Raw genomic sequence first — 17,017 nt, forward strand, 5'->3', positions numbered from 1 at the left:
CGTCTCCTCAGATCAGGTACTGGCACTGGTCGCGGCGCACGAACTTGCCGTCGCCCTTGCGCCCCCGGTACTCCCCGTCGGCGACCACGACCTTGCCGCGCGAGAGCACCACGTCGACGTGACCGTCGATCTCGTAGCCCTCCCAGGCGGAGTGGTCCATGTTCATGTGGTGGGTCTTGCCAAGGCCGATGGAGGTGTGGCCGTTCGGGTCGTAGACCACGATGTCGGCGTCGGCGCCCGGCGCGAGCACGCCCTTGCGGCCGTACAGACCGAACATCCTGGCCGGGGTCGTGGAGGTGATCTCCACCCAGCGCTCCAGGGTGATCCGGCCGTCCACCACCCCCTGGTACATCAGGTCCATCCGGTGCTCGACCGAGCCGATGCCGTTGGGGATCTTGGAGAAATCGCCGATCCCCATGTCCTTCTGCCCCTTCATGCAGAACGGGCAGTGATCGGTGGACACCATCTGCAGATCGTTGGTGCGCAGGGCCTGCCACACCTGGTTCTGGTGCTCTTCCTCCCGCGAGCGCAGCGGTGTCGAGCACACCCACTTCGCGCCCTCGAAGCCCGGCGCGCCCAAGTTGTCCTCGAGCGAGAGGTACAGGTACTGCGGGCAGGTCTCGCCGAACACATTGCGGCCGCGATCGCGGGCCGCGGCCAGCTGCGCCACCGCCTGCTTGGCCGACACGTGCACCACGTACAGCGGCGCGCCGGTGAGATCGGCGAGCATGATCGCGCGGTGGGTGGCCTCCTCCTCGAGCTGCCAGGCCCTGGCCACCCCGTGGTAGTACGGATCGGTCTTGCCCTGGGCGAGCAGCTGTTCGACGAGCACGTCGATGGCCGGGCCGTTCTCGGCGTGCATCATCGTGAGCAGGCCCGTGTCGGCGCCGGTCTGCATGGCGCGCAGGATCTGCGCGTCGTCGCTGTAGAACACGCCGGGGTAGGCCATGAAGAGCTTGTAGCTGGTGATGCCCTCGTCGGGCAGCCTGCGCAGCTCCGCCAGCGACTCCTTGTTCACCTCGCCGATGATCTGGTGGAACGAGTAGTCGACGGCGCACTGCCCGGCGGCCATGTCGTGCCAGGTCTGCAGGCTCTCGGGCACCCGCTCACCGAACTTCTGCACCGCGAAGTCGATGATCATGGTGGTGCCGCCCCAGGCGGCCGCCCTGGTGCCGGTCTCGAAGTCGTCGGCGGCGGTGGTGCCGCCGAACGGCATCGACATGTGCGTGTGCGCGTCGATACCGCCGGGGATGACGTACTTGCCGCTCGCGTCGATGACCGTGTCGACGGTCTCGGCGAGATTCGCGCCGAGCACCGTGCTGCCCGGTTCGAGCAGCGCGACGATGCGTTCACCGTCGACGAGCACGTCGGCGGCGCCGCGCCCGGTCGCCGAGACGACCGTGCCGCCCGTGATCAAAGTCGTTGCCATACGAAACCTCCCGCGCTCAGGGCGCCACGATGGCGTCGTAGGAGTCCGGGCGCCGATCGCGGTAGAACTGCCAGTCGCTGCGCACCTCGCGCACCAGATCCAGGTCGATCTCGCGGATCACCAGTTCGTCGGTGTCGGTGGAGGCGATGTCGCCGACGTAGTTGCCGCGCGGATCGACGAAATACGAGCTGCCGTAGAAGGTGACCGCGTCATCGCCGAATTCGGCCGTCTCGGTGCCGATCCGGTTGTTGGCGGCGATGTAGTACTGATTCGCGGCCGCGGCGGCGGGCTGCTCGAGTTCCCAGAGGCGGTTGGACAGACCGGGTTTGGTGGCGGAGGGGTTGAACACCAACTCGGCGCCGCCGAGACCGTAGGCGCGCCAGCCCTCGGGGAAATGCCGGTCGTAGCAGATGTAGACGCCGATCTTGCCGACCGCCGTGTCGAATACCGGATAGCCGAGATTGCCGGGGCGGAAGTAGAACTTCTCCCAGAAGCTCGGCAGGTGCGGGATGTGGTGCTTACGGTATTTGCCCAGGTAGCTGCCGTCGGCGTCGATCACCGCCGCGGTGTTGTACAGCACGCCGGGCTGGTCTTCCTCGTACACCGGGAGCACGATCACCATCTGGTGCGCCCGCGCCAGTTCGGCGAAACGCTCGGTGGTGGGGCCCGGAACCGATTCGGCGTACTCGTAGTACTTCTTGTCCTGCACATTGCCGAAATACGGTCCGTAGAACAGTTCCTGGAAGCAGATGACCTGCACTCCAGCGGCCGCGGCTTCCTCGACGAATCCCTCGTGCTTGGTGAGCATCGACTTCTTGTCGCCGGTCCACGTTGCCTGGGTGATGGCTGCCTTGATTGTCGTCACCTGTCGATCTCCTACCGAAGTTGGTTATGTTATCTTCGACGGTAAACATTTCCTGAATATTTCAGTCAATGCCGGAAGTGTAAATCTCGCACCGTGATCGAGAAGTGGAAATGAACGACCGGATTCAGATCGATGACCCGACACCCGCCGGGATCGCCGGGGCCATCGCCCGCCTGATCACCAGCGGAGAGCTACGTCCGGGCGATCGGCTGCCGACCGTGCGGGAGCTGTCAAGCCGGCTGGGCGTGAGCCCGGCGACGGTCAGTCACGGCTGGCGGGCACTGGCGCAGGCCGGACTCGTGGTCTCCCGGGGGCGCAGCGGCACCTTCGTCGCCGAGGGCGGACACCGCCCCCGTCCCGTCTCCCGCACCGACGGCATGACCAAGGGCGCCACCTCGGCGCGACTCGACCTCTCGCTCGGCACCCCCGACCCACTGCTGCTCCCCGAGGTCGGCGCGATCCTGTCGCGGCTGGCCCTCGGCACGGAAACCACCGACTACCACCAGGCGCCGGTGGTGCCCGAACTCGGCCGGCTGCTCCAGGCCGACTGGCCGACCAGGTCAGGGGCGCTCACCGTGGTCGACGGCGCCATGGACGCCGTCGCCCGCAGCCTGCAGGCGGTGGTCCGCTTCGGCGACCGGGTGATCGTGGAGGACCCCACCTTCCCCTACATCCTCGATTACCTCGACTCCATCGGCGCGGAGACCGTCCCGGTCGGCATGGACGAAGAGGGCCTGCTCCCAAACGAATTCGCGCGCGCCCTGGCCACCGGCGCCACCGCCGCCGTCCTGCAACCGCGCGCGCAGAACCCCACCGGCGCGTCCATGAGCGCCGAGCGCGCCGCCGAACTGGCCGAGATCCTGCGCTGCGGCGAGCACCGGTGCGTGGTCATCGAGGACGACCACTCCGGCCCGGTGGTGCCCGCCCCCGACGTGAGCCTCGGACGCTGGCTGCCCGACCAGGTGCTGCATGTGCGCAGCTACTCCAAATCGCACGGACCCGACCTGCGGATCGCGGCGCTGTCGGGCCCGGAGGAGGTCATCGACCGGATCGTGGCCACCCGCGTGCTCGGTCCCGGCTGGACACCGCGCATCCTGCAGCGCCTGCTGTACGAGATGCTGCGCGACGAGACCGTCACCCGCACAGTGGAATTCGCGCGCGACCAGTACCAGGCCCGGCGCCGCGCCCTGGTCACCGCGCTCGGCACGCGCGGGGTGCGGATCGCCGACGGCCAGGGCCTCAACGCGTGGCTGCCCGTCGCCGACGAGCGCAGCGCCCTGGTTCACCTGGCGGCCAACGGCATCCGCGTCGCGCCGGGCGGGCCGTTCTTCGCCGCCGACCGCGGGCATCCCGAGGCCGTGCGCGTGACCATCGCCCCGCTGACCGACGGCGTCGACGAGGTGGCCGCCGTGCTCGCCATGGCCGCGCGCCCCCGCCAGGCCGAATACTTCTCCCTCGGCGACGCCTGACCACAACGACGGAAGCCCGCCACCGAAACGGTGACGGGCTTCCTGACCGGCTGGAGCCGGGTGCTGCTTACTTGCGCAGCGAGGCCGGAACCTCGAAGCGCGGGCCGAACTTCTTCGCCAGCTCGTCGGCGCGGGCCACGAAGGCCTCCTGGCCGCCCGGGTAACCGACGATGAACTGGTGCGAACCGCCCGACCAGGCCGGGAAGCCGATGCCGAAGATCGAGCCGATGTTCGCGTCGGCGGTGCTGGTGAGCACGCCTTCGTCGAAGCACTTCTGGGTCTCGATGGCCTCGGCGAACATCATCCGGTCCTTGAGGTCCTGGAAGGTCACGCCCTCCGGGAGCTCACGGCTGGAGTTGTAGAGCGAGCGCAGCTCGTCCCACAGGCCGGTGGCCTTGCCGTCGACGTAGTCGTAGAAGCCGGCGCCGCCCGCCTTGCCCTTGCGGTCGTACTTGCCGACCAGGGTGTCGAGCACCTCGGCGGTCTTCGCGGAGGCGGCGTTGAGCTCGCCACCGGCCGCGAGGATGGCCTCGGCGGTCTCCTTGTAGATCTTCTGCATGGTGGTGAAGTTCAGCTCGTCGCTGAGCTTCAGCGGCGCGGCCGGGTAGCCCGCCTGCAGACCGGCCTGCTCGACGGTGGCCGGGTCGATGCCCTCGGCGACCATGGAGATGGCCTCGTTGATGAAGGTACCGATCACGCGCGAGGTGAAGAAGCCACGGCTGTCGTTGACGACGATCGGGGTCTTCTTGATGGCGAGGGTGTAGTCGTACACCCGGGCCAGCGCCTCGTCGGAGGTCTTCTCGCCCTTGATGATCTCCACCAGCGGCATCTTGTCCACGGGGGAGAAGAAGTGGATACCGATGAAGTCCTCGGAGCGCTTCACGCCCTCGGCCAGCAGGGTGATCGGCAGGGTGGAGGTGTTCGAGCCGAGCAGCGCGTCGGCGTCGACGATGTCCTCGATCTCCTGGAAGACCTTGTTCTTGAGCTCCGGGTTCTCGAACACGGCTTCGATCACGAAGTCGACACCCGCGAAGTCGGCCGCGTCGGCGGTCGGCTTGATGCGGGCCAGCAGCGCGTCGGACTTCTCCTGGGTGGTCTTGCCACGCGAGAGAGCCTTGGCCTCGATGGCCTCCGAGTACGCCTTGCCCTTCTCGGCGGCCTCGAGCTTCACGTCCTTGAGGACGACCTCGTAGCCGGCCTTGGCGGAGACGTAGGCGATGCCCGCGCCCATCATGCCCGCGCCGATGACACCGATCTTCTTGATCTCACGCTTGGGCACGTCCTTCGGACGCGAACCGCCGTTGTTGATGCTGTTCAGGTCGAAGAAGAACGCCTGGATCATGTTCTTGGCGACCGGGCCGGTCAGCAGACCGACGAAGTAGCGCGACTCGATCAGCGACGCGTTGTCGATGTCGACCTGCGCGCCCTCGACCGCGGCGGCCATGATCGCGCGCGGGGCCGGCATGTTGGCGCCCTTGATCTGCTTGCGCAGGTTGGCCGGGAACGCGGGCAGGTTCGCCGCGAGCGCCGGGGTGGCCGGGGTGCCGCCGGGGATCTTGAAACCCTTCTTGTCCCACGGCTGGGCCGCCTCCGGGTTGGCCGCGATCCACGCCTTGGCGGCGGGCAGCAGCTCCTCGACCGAGGACACGACCTCGTCGATCAGGCCGATTTCCTTGGCCTTGGTGACCCGGTGACGCTGACCCTGCAGCAGCACCTGCATCAGCGCGCCCTGCAGACCGAGCATGCGCACGGTGCGGGTGACGCCGCCGCCGGCGGGCAGCAGGCCGAGGCTCACCTCGGGCAGGCCGATGGCCGAGCCCTTGACGTCGGCGGCGACCCGGTAGTGGGTGGCCAGCGCGATCTCGAGGCCACCGCCGAGGGCGGCACCGTTGATGGCGGCGACGACCGGCTTGCCGAGCTGCTCGAGGCGGCGCAGCGGGCCCTTGACGTCGTTGAGCATCTTCATGACCTCGGGCGCGTTGTCCGGGCCCACCTGCATCATGTTCTTCAGATCGCCGCCGGCGAAGAAGGTCTTCTTACCGGAGGTGAGCACGACACCGGTGATGTCGTCCTTCTCGGCCTCCAGGCGGTCCACGGTCGCGGCCATCGAGGCGATGTACGCGTCGTTCATGGTGTTGGCGCCCTGGCTGGGGTCGTCGATCGTGAGGACGACCACGCCGTCGGCGTCCTTCTCCCAGCCGATGATGTTGTCAGTCATAGTTTTTCGTTCTCTCCTATGAGAAGTGTCGGCCGGGGATCAGACGCGCTCGATGATGGTGGCGACACCCATGCCGCCACCGATGCACAGGGTGACCAGGCCGTAGCGCGCGTTGCGACGCTCCAGCTCGTCGACCACGGTGCCGGTGATCATCGCGCCGGTGGCGCCCAGCGGGTGGCCCATGGCGATCGCGCCGCCGTTGACGTTCAGCTTCTCGTCCGGGACGTTCAGGTCCTTCTGGAACTTCAGCACCACGGAGGCGAACGCCTCGTTGATCTCGACGAGGTCCATGTCGTCGATGGTCAGGCCGGCCTTGGCCAGGGCCTTCTTCGCGGCCGGGGTGGGGCCGGTCAGCATGATGGTGGAGTCGGCACCGGAGGTGGCGGTCGCGACGATGCGGGCCTTCGGGGTCAGACCCGAGTTCTTGCCCGCTTCCTCGGAGCCGACCAGCACCAGGGCGGCGCCGTCGACGATGCCCGAGCTGTTGCCGCCGTGGTGGACGTGGTTGATCTTCTCGATGTAGGTGTACTTCTGCAGCGCGACGGCGTCGAAGCCACCCATCTCACCGATGCCGGCGAAGGAGGGGTTCAGCTTGCCGAGGTCGGCGGCGGTGGTGCCGGGACGCATGTGCTCGTCGTTGTCGAGCACGACGAGGCCGTTCTGGTCCTTGACCGGCACGATCGACTTGGCGAAGTAGCCGCCGGTGGTGGCCTTGGCGGCCAGCTCCTGCGAACGCACCGCGTAGGCGTCGACGTCGTCGCGGGAGAAGCCCTCGATGGTGGCGATCAGGTCGGCCGAGATGCCCTGCGGCACGAAGTAGCCGTCGTAGTTGGTGGCCGGGTCCAGCGCCCAGGAGCCGCCGTCGGAGCCCATCGGCACGCGCGACATGGACTCGACGCCACCGGCGATGACGAGGTCGTCGAAGCCGGAGCGCACCTTCTGCGCGGCCAGGTTCACGGCCTCGAGGCCGGAGGCACAGAAACGGTTGAGCTGGAAACCACCGACGGTGTCGGGCAGACCCGCGATGGTGACCGCGGTGCGGGCGATGTCCATGCCCTGGTCACCGACGGGGGTGACGACACCGAGGATGAGGTCCGAGATCTGGTCCTCGTCGAGGTTGGGGAAGCGGCCACGCAGCTCCTGGATCAGACCAACAGTCAGATCGATCGGCTTGACCGAGTGCAGCGAGCCGTTCTTCTTGCCGCGGCCGCGCGGAGTGCGGATGGCCTCGTAGATGTAGGCCTCTGTGGTCATATCGGAGTGTTTCCTTCCTTGGGGTGCGGTGGCCGCACGAACGCCACGACCTATCGTCTTCGACGCCGTACAAATCCGGCAGCACCAGCGGAGCATAGAGCCATGCCCCATCCGGCGATCCCGGCCACCCGTTCATACTACCGTGGTGTGCGAACTCCGGTTAACTTAACGTGGTCCGGCGGGTGGCTGTCAACCATCCAGACTCTTCGCTCCGAGCTCCGCGCGCAGCAACGCCAGAGCGACCTCATCAGGGTCCTGCCGGTCACCGGGAGCCACCGGCTCCGCGGCGGCGGCCAGCATCTCTTGCTCCTCCTCCGGCGTCGGCGGTGCCAATGGGGCATCACCACGCGCGGATTCCCCACCCGACCGGCCCGGATCGGACGAGTACCCCTCCTCGGGGCCCGGGTCGTCCGGTAGGTCGGGGAAATCGGGCGGCGGGATGTCGTCGTCACCGGCCGGCTTGGCTTGGCCCGCCGGATTGCCCTTCGTCTGGCTGGGGCGCGAGAATTTCGGCCGTCCCGCCGGCTTGGCCTCGCCCTGCCCCGGCCCGCGTGCCGCGTTGCCCGCGGCCTTCGCCGCCGGAGCGGGTCGCGGCGCGGGCGTCCCCGTCTCCCAGCGCACATCCAGCTCCCGCCCGAGCACCGCCCGGACCGCCGATCGCACCGCGTCGATATTGCGCGGATCCGACAGCCGCTGCGCCAACGGCGGGCTCTGATGCGCGAAAACGATGGTGCTGCCCTCGGCCCGCGACACCGCCGCCCCCGACAACAGCGCCTGCAGGGTAGGCCCGAACTCCCGCACCTTCCCCTTGATCTCCGCCCAGGCCCCCTCGACCAGCGTGACGAGGTCCTCCGCCGGTGCGGCGGGTGCAGCGGCAGTCGCTGGTTCCGGACTCTGCACAGCGGCGGGCTCCGCACTCGGCGCCGCCACCTGCCCGGCGTCGGGCTCCGGACTCGGCGCGGGCGACTGCGGGGATGCCTGCGCCGCGAAATCTCGGTGTGCCGCGGCGGGCTGCTCCGGCGCGGCGGTGCGCTGCGGCGCCTTCGACTCGTCCGGCGCCTGAGCCGACCCGAGATCGGGCCGCTGCTGAGACGAATTCGATTGCTGTACCGCGGTTTCCGACTCCAGCGACCGCGCGTCGGGATCCGCGATTCTCGGCGCCGTCGCGCCGGTCACCTGCTCGGCGGCCGTGCCGTTCATCGCCGTGGCGACGGCGTTCTCCTGCCCGGAACCGGCGACCGACTGCCCTTCCACCCCACTCGGGTCCGGCGTGACCCGCTGCGGCGTCGGCGCGTTCGGTTCCGTCGCTGGCGTGGCCTGCTGCGGCGTCGGCGCGTTCGATTCCGTCGCTGGCGTGGCCTGCTGCGGCGTCGGCGCGTTCGATTCCGTAGCCGGCGTGACCTGGTGCGGCGTCGGCGCGTTCGGTTCCGTAGCCGACGTGACCTGGTGCGGCGTCGGCGCGTTCGATTCCGTAGCCGACGTGACCTGCTGCGGCGTCGGCGCGTTCGGCTCCGTGGGCTGTGCGGTGTGACGCGGGTCCGACACGCCCTGGTCCACGACCGGCGCACTTCGCTCGGCGGGGATCTGCGGGCCGGGATCGGCGGGTGGACGGGCGGCCGGGCCCGTGGCGGTTTCGTCGCGGTGCGCCTCGGAGGGCACTGGTCCGCCTGTAGCCGCTTCCTTTTCGGCGCGGGCGGCGGCCAGGAGTTCCGCGCCACGGCGGCGGTTCGTTCCACCCGCGGGCGCGGCCGGACGTTCGGCCTGCGGCGCGGCAGCGGACGTCGCTTCAGCGGCGGGGGCCGAGCGCGCGGAAGAGACAGCGCCACTTGCGAACCCGCGTTCGAGGCGTTCGAGGCGTTGCAAAGTCGCGGACTCGGTGTCGGAGACCGAGGGCAAGAGCATCCGGGCGCAGATGACCTCGAGGAGCAGGCGCGGGGCGGTGGCGCCGCGCATTTCGCCGAGGCCCTCGTGCAGGAGTTCGGCGTAGCGGGTGAGGGTGGCCGGGCCGATGCGTTCGGCCTGGTCACGCATGCGTTCCAGGACGTCGCCGGGACCGGAGACCAGGCCGCGGTCGGCGGCGTCGGGCACCGCGCGCAGCAGGATCAGATCGCGCAGGCGCTCGAGCAGGTCGACGGCGAAACGGCGCGGATCGTGGCCCGCCTCCATCACGCTGTCGATCGTGCCGAACAGGGCGGCGCCGTCGTCGGCGGCCAACGCGTCGATGGCGTCGTCGATCAGCGCCACATCCGTGACGCCGAGCAGCGAGACCGCGCGCTGGTAGGTGACGCCGTCGGGCCCCGCGCCGGCCAGCAGCTGGTCGAGCACGCTCAGACTGTCACGCGGCGAGCCGCCACCGGCCCGGATGACCAGCGGATACACCGCCTCCTCCACCGGCACGTGCTCCTGCTCGCAGATCTTGCCGAGCAGGCCGCGCATGGTGGCCGGGGGCAGCAGCCGGAACGGATAGTGGTGCGTGCGCGAGCGGATCGTCGGCAGCACCTTGTCCGGCTCGGTCGTGGCGAAGATGAAGATCAGATGGGCAGGCGGTTCCTCGACGATCTTGAGCAGCGCGTTGAAGCCCGCCGTGGTGACCATGTGCGCCTCGTCGACGATGAACACGCGATAGCGCGACTCGGCGGGCGCGTAGAACGCGCGGTCGCGCAGTTCACGGGTGTCGTCGACACCACCGTGGCTGGCGGCGTCGAGCTCGATGACGTCCAGATTGCCCGCGCCGCCCGGCCCGAGCGCCACGCAGGAGGGACAGACACCGCACGGCGTCGAGGTCGGGCCCTCCACGCAGTTGAGCGAGCGCGCGAGAATGCGTGCCGAGGAGGTCTTTCCGCAGCCGCGCGGCCCGGAGAACAGATACGCATGGCTGATCCGCCCGGTGTCCAGCGCCGTACTCAGCGGGTCGGTGACATGCTCCTGACCCACTACCTCAGCGAATGTCGCCGGTCGATACTTCCGGTACAGAGCCACGGCCCACAGGCTACCGGCGAGGTGTGACAGGCGGGTGTGCGGCTGACGCATCGCGCCCCGTCCCGAAGACCGCTCCGCAAACGTGACATGAATCACAACTCTGGTCGAGGTCGGAACAATCCCGACAAAGCTAGGTGACCAGGTGCAACGGCCGAGCTATCAACTACTCCACACGCGGCGAATCCCCCCGCGAAAAGCCATCAATCCTGGTTGCTTCGAGAATGCGTACTCACTGCCTGATATGGCCCGACATTCTGGAAGTAACGAAACCATCAACCGTGGTGACAGCGTCGCAAGCCCCTGGCTACCGTGGATCTCGGCAACTTCGGTGGCCAAACCTTCATCAGGTTGGTGACCCCGGCCGGTCCCTCATCCCGACCGGGGCACAACCTTCGCGCACCGTATCGCTCCCCCACCGCCGACCGGAGGAACGTTTCACCGTGCTGTCGTGTGATGACATCGCAGCCGCTTGGCTCGCCCACACCGATTTCGCCGGCGACCACGCCGCGGTCGGCCTGCTGAGCCGGGCGATCAGCCCCCAGGACTTCGACATCAAACGCGATTCGCTGCCCGTCGCCGCGGCGGCGGACCCGGCGACCGCCGCCGCCATCCTGCAACTGCTCGAACGCGGGCAGGTGCCGACCATGGCCGCGATCCGCACCCTCACCGCGCAGAACGAGATGCGCCGCGAGGCCGAGCGGATCGAACGCCTAGGCAGGCGCGCGCAGCGCAGCATCGACGAGTTCGGCCGCATCCTGGCCAGGCTCGCCGCCGCGCACTGGACCGAACACGGCATCGGCCCCACCCGGCGCGACATCCTCGCCGACGCCGAGATCACCGAGCTCATCGCCGAGCGGGTCGGTGAGATCGCGCCGTCGGCCGTGAAACATCTGTGGCTGATCGAGCGCGCGCAGCGGGCGGGCTGGATCGCCTCGAACGCGAACCCGGGTTCGCTGTGCCCGGCCCGCCGCTGGCACACCACGAAATACGGCAACCGGGTGTCGCAGAAGCCGGTCAACATGGTCGGCAAGCTCGTCGCCGGATTCGTCGTCGACCACATCGCCGAACGCGGCAGGCCACCGAGCTGGGCGGCACTGGCCCGCGACGTGCGCGACGACCGTGGCCGCCGCGTCTTCTTCGACGTCGCAGACGCGCACGCCCAGCGCCGCTGGCTGGTCACCGCCGAGTGGCTCGCCGACAGCGACGACGATCTCCCGACACCGGGAAAGCGCGGTCGCCGCGCACTGGCGAAGGAAAACCGCAGCTAGTACCCGCCGCTATCACGCGACCAGGTAGATCGTCGGGTAATTTCCTTCCACGCACTCACGCGTCGAAGAAGGAGTTTCCGTGCCCGCAACGATCGATCCTGCGGCCACCGCCTGGCTGTTAGCGGCTACCGCCATGGTGCTGTTGATGACGCCCGCGCTGGCGGTCTTCTACGGCGGGATGGTGCGCTCGACCGGCGTGCTGAACATGCTGATGATGAGCTTCATCGCGATCCCGCTGGTCACCGTGGTCTGGCTGGTCGCCGGATACAGCCTCGCCTTCGGCGACGACGCGGGCGGCGGCCTCATCGGCAACCTGGACAAGGCGGGGCTGGCCGGGATCAATCCCGACTCCGTGCGCGGGACGATCCCGGAACTGCTGTTCGTCACCTTCCAGCTGACCTTCGCGATCCTCACCGCGGCGCTGGTCTCCGGCGCGATCGCCGACCGCGCGAAGTTCACCGGCTGGATGGTCTTCGTCCCGCTGTGGACGCTCGCGGTGTACGCGCCCATCGCGCACTGGGTGTGGGGTCCCGATGGTTGGCTGCTCGGTTTCGGCGCGCTCGACTACGCGGGCGGCCTGGTCGTCGAGATCGCTTCCGGCGCTTCGGCACTGGCCCTGGCGCTGGTGCTCGGCCCGCGTATCGGCTTCAACATCGACGCGATGCGTCCCCACAATCTGCCGTTCGTGCTGCTCGGCGCCGGGCTGCTGTGGTTCGGCTGGTTCGGTTTCAACGCCGGATCGGCGCTCGGCGCGAGCGGCACGGCGGCGGCGGTCTTCCTGAACACCCTGGTGGCGGGCAGTCTCGGCATGCTCGGCTGGCTGCTCGTCGAGCAGATCCGCGACGGTAGGCCGACGACCTTCGGCGCGGCCTCGGGCGCGGTGGCCGGCCTGGTGGCGATCACTCCGTCCTGCGGCGTGATCAACACGCTCGGTGCGGTGATCGTCGGCCTGGCGGCGGGCATCGTGTGTTCGTTCGCCGTCGGCTGGAAACACAAGGCGGGCTACGACGATTCGCTCGACGTGGTGGGCGTGCACTTCGTCGGCGGCATCGTCGGCACGATCCTGATCGGCCTGCTCGCGACCGAGGTGATGACGGGCGGGGTGAACGGCCTGTTCTACGGCGGCGGTTTCGCGCAGCTCGGCAAGCAGCTGGTGGCGGTGCTCGTGGTGGCCGCGTACGCGTTCGCGGTGTCGTTCGTCCTCGGCAAGGGCATCGACAAGATCATCGGCTTCCGCGTGAGCAAGGAGGACGAGACCGCGGGCATCGACTTCGCCCTGCACGCCGAGACCGCGTATGCCGAAGGCGTGCACGGCAGTTCGCCGCGCCGCTTCGGCGAAGGGCACTACGGCGGGCACTGACCGCTAGCTGACCTCGTCGGCCGGGGCCAGCCAGGTGTTGCACTCGAAGTTGCGGTTCTTGGTGTAGCCGTGGTTGTACCAGTTGCCGTTGTGTTCGGGAGTGCCGTGATCGCGGTGGCGGCCGTCGCCGTCACCGCGGTTGTAGTTGTGCTTCACCGCGGCGTAGCCCTCCTGCGAGGTCCACGAGCCGCCCGCCTCCGAGGAACCGATGTACATGCCGCCGAAGCAGCTGGCCTGCAACTCCATTCGGCGTGAGGTCTCCAGGCCGCCCGCCGACATGGTGCCCTGTTCCCGGCGCTGATTCGACGAGGCCTGCAGCAGACCGGTGAGTCCCTGCACGTGGTGTCCGTATTCGTGGGCGTACACCGACAGCGCCTCCATCGGCGGGTACGGGGTGTTGTGCAGCACCAGACCCGCCGTGGACATGTAGATCGTGCTCGACGCGCTGCAATAGAAGGCATCGCTGCTCGCCCCGCCGCAGGGCGAGGACAACTCCGACGGATTCACCGCGACGACCAGGCCCGGACTGCGGAACGGCAGGTTCGCCGCCGCGAGATTGGCCTTCCACATCTGGTCGAGGCAGACCTGCGCCGCGGCGAAGAACGCCTTGGCGACGGCGGCGTCGGTCGACCAGCGGGGCAGGTCGCAATCGAGATTGCCGAGGCCGGCGGCGTCGTCACGGAACAGCGGATGCTGACCGAGCGCGATCACCGGTTGCGGCCCAGCGGGTTTCGTCGTGGTCGGCGCGGTGGTGCGGGCCGAGGTGCGCACGGTGGTCGTGCTGGTCGGCGCCGAACTCGTCGTCGGCACCGGCGAATTCGAGCTGTAGGTGTGGCTCGGCGGGGTCGTGGTCGCGGCCTGATTCGCCGAGGTCTGCTCCGACATCGCGACAGCGGCCACCACCAGCGCACCCACGATCCCGCACACGGTCAACACGGTGAGCAGGGAGCCGAACCAGCCGCTCTTGCGCGGCGGCGGTCGCCGATACCCGTGCGGCGCATAGCCGTACGGCGGCGGCAGTGGGCGGCCGTACGGTGGCGGCATGGGCTGCCCATACGGCTGCTGATACCCGTACGGCTGCTGGTGGTAGCCGTAGGGCTGCGGCGGCTGCCCGTACATCGGTCCGGGACGCGGCGGCATGCTCACAACGACAACTCCACACTCGACATCGAACGGCCCCCTCCGCGAACGTCGCGAGCTAGCTCACTTCGCTGGCGGACGCCGTGAAAGTGTTGCACTGAGCGGTGAGGTTGCGCTCCAGGCCCGCCTCGAACCACTGGCCGCCGTGCTCGGAGGTGCCGTGGTCGCGCATGTCGCCGGGACCGTCGCCGCGCCCGTAGGAGTCCTTGGTGGCGAGGGTGACCTGGCCCGAGGACAGCGAACCGCCGCCCTTCGACGAGGCGATGAACATGCCGTCGAAGCAGTTGGCCTGCAGCTCTACTCGGCGCGAGAGCTCGAGACCCTTGTCGGAGCGGACACCCGCGTCGACCCGTTCGCTGTTGGCCTTGCGCAGGATGCCGGACTGGGCCTGCACGTGGTGGCCGTACTCGTGCGCGAACACCGACAGGTAGATGACCCAGTTGTCGCGGAACTGCTCGGTCTGCAGCTGGCTGATCGGCATGTAGATCGTCTTGTTGGCCGCGCAGTAGAAGGCGGCGAAGTTGCTCGTCGACCCGGTGCACGGGGTGGTGATGCCCGCGGTCGTCGCGGTGACGCTCAGCGTGGGCGATTCGAACGGCAGGTTGTTCGCGGCCATCACCGGCTTCCACGCCGCCTCGAGGCAGGTCGCGGCGGATTCGAAGAACGCGCGCGCCTTCTCCACCTGGGTGCCCCACGGCGCGTAGTCGCAGGCGGCGGGGACCAGGGTGCCGTCGGCATCGGTGAGCAGCGGATTGTCGGCGGTCGCCGCGGGCGCGGTGCCGGGCTGAGGCTCGTAGGTGGTGCTCGGCTTGGGGCCGATCGCCCCGATCCCGACGTCGATCCCGGTGTTGACGGCGAACTTCACCAGACCGCCGACGACGAGGAAGACGATCACGAGCAGCAGCGAGGTCAGTCCGCCGCGGCCTTTGCGCGGTGGCGGAGTCGGCCTGCCGGGCGGCCCGTAGGGCATCGGCGGTGGCCGGTAGCCGGACGGCGGGCCGTAGCCCTGCCGCGGCGCGTAGCCCTGTGGATATCCCTGCGGCTGTGGATAACCCTGCGGACCGTAGCCCGGTTGCGGTCGATATCCCGGTGGCGGACCGTACCCAGGGGGCGGCGGAACCGGTCGTCCACCTGGACCGACCGGGCCATAACCGTACGGTGGTTGGGTCACGTCCCCCGTACCCCCTCGTCTCGTGAGTCGCCGACAGCCGCTGACGCAGAATAGCAAGCTGTCTAGAGTAAGCAGCCATGCTGACTTTTCGGGGGGGCGCCGCAGGCGCGCTGCTGCTCGCTTCGGCGGGTCTGCTCGCGGCCGCGCCGGTAGCCCACACGGAGCCCGCGCCGAACGGTGTCACGATCACCGCCGACCTGACGCTGACCGAAGCCGGTGTGCTCGAGGTCACCGAGACGGTCGGTGTGCCCGCCGACGGCAACTTCACGATGTCGCTGCCGTTGCGCCTGAAGGTCGGCGACGATGTCGAACGCCGCTTCAAGGTCACCGATGTCAGCGCGACCGGCGCGGGCACCGCGACGACGGTCGACGATCAGTTCGTCGTCGAGGCGAAACCCGGCGAATCCAAGTTCACCTATTCGGTGCACAACACGGTCTCCGATTCGCCTGGCACGCAGGTGTTCCACTGGCTCGGCGTGGTGAGCGCCGACATCGCCGCGCTGGACGTGTCGGTGATCAGCCCGAGCTTCCAGATGGGCGTGGTGGACTGCAAACTCGGCCCGGCGGGCAACACCAAGCCCTGCGCCGACGTGCACGTCGAACCCGACGGCGTGCTGTATCTGAGCCAGCGCGACCTGCGCAAGGGCGACGCGATCGACCTCACCATGCAGATGCCGCCCGGCACCGTCGAGGCGAATGCCGATGTGCGCGGCGGCGAGGCGAGCCCGTTCGCCCTGACCACGCCCGTGTTCGCCGCGTTCGGCGCATTACTGCTCGCGCTGGCCGGGATGGTCGCCTATGTCCTGCTCGCCCGCAAACGCGCGGCGGCGGCGATCGCGAGCAGCGACACCTTCGATCCGCTCGTCCAGCGCAACGGGCGGGTGGAATTCACCTCACCCGACGGTGTGCTGCCCGGTGAGGCCGGGCTGTTGCTCGACGAGCACGCCGATCCGGTCGACATCGCCGCTACCGTCGTCGATCTCGCGGTCCGGCGCTACCTGTGGATCACGCCGGTGAACGCGCGCGGCGAGGACGACTGGCGGATCAGCCGAGTCAATGCCGCCGACGATCAGCTGCGCGATTACGAGCGCGTGGTCTACGACATGCTGCTCCCCGACGGCACCGACACGGTGGCCGTCCGCGAGCTCCGCGCGCCCGGGCGCGTCGAACTGGAGCCGATCCGCGCGGCCATGCGCGACGACGCGGTCGCCACCGGTGCGTTCGCCGACCCGAAGCAGCGCGCGCTCCCCCGCTGGATCGGCATCGCGCTGATCGTCCTCGGCGCGGGCGCCACGGTCGCGCTCGCGCTGACCGCGGGCCACGCCCTGGTCGGGGTCGCGATCGCGCTGGCCGGTGTGGCCGCCGTGCTGCTGCCCACCTACCTGCCGACCCGCACCACCCTCGGTGACACGGTCGTCGGCCGGATCAGGGCCATGCAACGCGGCCTGGATACCGTGACCCGCCAACAGATCCCGCCGATCGACCAGGAGACGGTCTTCTCCCGTGCCCTGCCGTACACGGTGATCAGCGGTCGCGCCGACAACTGGGTCCGCGTCTTCCGCGACATGGACCCCTCGGCCGACTCCCAACCCGGCCTGTACTGGTTCGCCGGCTACGACCGCGACCGCGATCTGCACCGCTTCGCCGCCCAATTCCCGTTCTTCATCACGGCTCTGGAAGGGGCGTTCAACCCGCGGTAGCCGACCTCATGGCTGTCGCAGGGCAGTCCGCTCGGGTAGGCGCCGAGGCGCGGGGGGGGGCCCCGGGGGGGGGGGGGCGCCCCGGCGGGGGGGGGCCCCCCCCCCCCGCGGGCCCCCGGCGCGCCGGGGGGGGGGGGGGGGGGGGGGGCGGGGGGGGGCGCCGG

Annotated in this window: 11 protein-coding genes; 4 read left to right on the forward strand and 7 right to left on the reverse strand. The window is 69.2% G+C overall.

Annotated elements, in window-relative coordinates:
• Positions 1-7 precede the first annotated feature (7 nt).
• Positions 8-1,429, reverse strand: coding sequence for a dihydropyrimidinase (hydA, locus tag QH270_RS19380; protein ID WP_110038168.1), 1,422 nt, complete (start codon positions 1,427-1,429; stop codon positions 8-10).
• Between the two features lie 16 nt (positions 1,430-1,445).
• Entirely contained in the window at positions 1,446-2,294 is an 849-nt protein-coding gene (locus QH270_RS19385; RefSeq protein ID WP_280344369.1) for a nitrilase-related carbon-nitrogen hydrolase, read from the reverse strand.
• A 110-nt stretch (positions 2,295-2,404) separates the two neighbouring features.
• Here QH270_RS19385 and QH270_RS19390 point away from each other — a divergent pair, with 110 nt between their 5' ends.
• Positions 2,405-3,763 (forward strand): PLP-dependent aminotransferase family protein, encoded by a 1,359-nt coding sequence (locus QH270_RS19390; protein WP_280344371.1) that lies wholly within the window; start codon positions 2,405-2,407, stop codon positions 3,761-3,763.
• Between the two features lie 67 nt (positions 3,764-3,830).
• Here QH270_RS19390 and QH270_RS19395 read toward each other — a convergent pair whose 3' ends face one another.
• The 3 genes from QH270_RS19395 to QH270_RS19405 all read right to left on the reverse strand — a co-directional run bounded on the left by QH270_RS19395 (position 3,831) and on the right by QH270_RS19405 (position 10,214).
• Positions 3,831-5,981 carry a 3-hydroxyacyl-CoA dehydrogenase NAD-binding domain-containing protein gene (locus tag QH270_RS19395; RefSeq protein WP_280344373.1) on the reverse strand — a complete coding sequence of 717 codons (2,151 nt, stop codon included), beginning with the start codon at positions 5,979-5,981 and terminating at the stop codon, positions 3,831-3,833.
• Between the two features lie 39 nt (positions 5,982-6,020).
• Positions 6,021-7,235, reverse strand: coding sequence for an acetyl-CoA C-acetyltransferase (locus tag QH270_RS19400; protein ID WP_280344374.1), 1,215 nt, complete (start codon positions 7,233-7,235; stop codon positions 6,021-6,023).
• A 189-nt stretch (positions 7,236-7,424) separates the two neighbouring features.
• Positions 7,425-10,214, reverse strand: a complete 2,790-nt coding sequence (locus tag QH270_RS19405; protein ID WP_280344377.1) for a DNA polymerase III subunit gamma and tau — start codon at positions 10,212-10,214, stop codon at positions 7,425-7,427.
• A 440-nt stretch (positions 10,215-10,654) separates the two neighbouring features.
• On the opposite strand from QH270_RS19405, the gene QH270_RS19410 reads away from it, so the two are divergent.
• Both QH270_RS19410 and QH270_RS19415 read left to right on the forward strand, forming a co-directional pair.
• Complete coding sequence (locus QH270_RS19410) at positions 10,655-11,482, forward strand: hypothetical protein (protein ID WP_280344379.1); 828 nt, start codon at positions 10,655-10,657, stop codon at positions 11,480-11,482.
• A 79-nt stretch (positions 11,483-11,561) separates the two neighbouring features.
• Positions 11,562-12,842, forward strand: a complete 1,281-nt coding sequence (locus QH270_RS19415) for an ammonium transporter (RefSeq protein WP_280344383.1) — start codon at positions 11,562-11,564, stop codon at positions 12,840-12,842.
• Between the two features lie 3 nt (positions 12,843-12,845).
• Here QH270_RS19415 and QH270_RS19420 read toward each other — a convergent pair whose 3' ends face one another.
• Together QH270_RS19420 and QH270_RS19425 are read right to left on the reverse strand one after the other, a co-directional pair.
• On the reverse strand, positions 12,846-13,982 hold the full coding sequence (locus QH270_RS19420; RefSeq protein WP_280344396.1) for a neutral zinc metallopeptidase: 1,137 nt from the start codon (positions 13,980-13,982) through the stop codon (positions 12,846-12,848).
• Positions 13,983-14,040: 58 nt separating this feature from the next.
• A complete protein-coding gene (locus tag QH270_RS19425; protein WP_280344385.1) occupies positions 14,041-14,952 on the reverse strand; it encodes a neutral zinc metallopeptidase in 912 nt (303 codons plus the stop codon).
• Positions 14,953-15,230: 278 nt separating this feature from the next.
• Between QH270_RS19425 and QH270_RS19430 the strand changes: the two genes are divergently transcribed.
• Entirely contained in the window at positions 15,231-16,853 is a 1,623-nt protein-coding gene (locus QH270_RS19430; protein WP_280344387.1) for a DUF2207 family protein, read from the forward strand.
• Positions 16,854-17,017: the final 164 nt, after the last annotated feature.

Source organism: Nocardia neocaledoniensis (assembly GCF_029868625.1).
GTDB lineage: Bacteria > Actinomycetota > Actinomycetes > Mycobacteriales > Mycobacteriaceae > Nocardia > Nocardia neocaledoniensis_A.

What these genes read in the sequence shown, in the direction of transcription:
- hydA (WP_110038168.1), bottom strand. Translation starts at nt 1,429, where the DNA reads ATGGCAACGACTTTGATCACGGGCGGCACGGTCGTCTCGGCGACCGGG.
- QH270_RS19390 (WP_280344371.1), top strand. Translation starts at nt 2,405, where the DNA reads ATGAACGACCGGATTCAGATCGATGACCCGACACCCGCCGGGATCGCC.
- QH270_RS19395 (WP_280344373.1), bottom strand. Translation starts at nt 5,981, where the DNA reads ATGACTGACAACATCATCGGCTGGGAGAAGGACGCCGACGGCGTGGTC.
- QH270_RS19400 (WP_280344374.1), bottom strand. Translation starts at nt 7,235, where the DNA reads ATGACCACAGAGGCCTACATCTACGAGGCCATCCGCACTCCGCGCGGC.
- QH270_RS19420 (WP_280344396.1), bottom strand. Translation starts at nt 13,982, where the DNA reads ATGCCGCCGCGTCCCGGACCGATGTACGGGCAGCCGCCGCAGCCCTAC.
- QH270_RS19425 (WP_280344385.1), bottom strand. Translation starts at nt 14,952, where the DNA reads ATGCCCTACGGGCCGCCCGGCAGGCCGACTCCGCCACCGCGCAAAGGC.
- QH270_RS19430 (WP_280344387.1), top strand. Translation starts at nt 15,231, where the DNA reads ATGCTGACTTTTCGGGGGGGCGCCGCAGGCGCGCTGCTGCTCGCTTCG.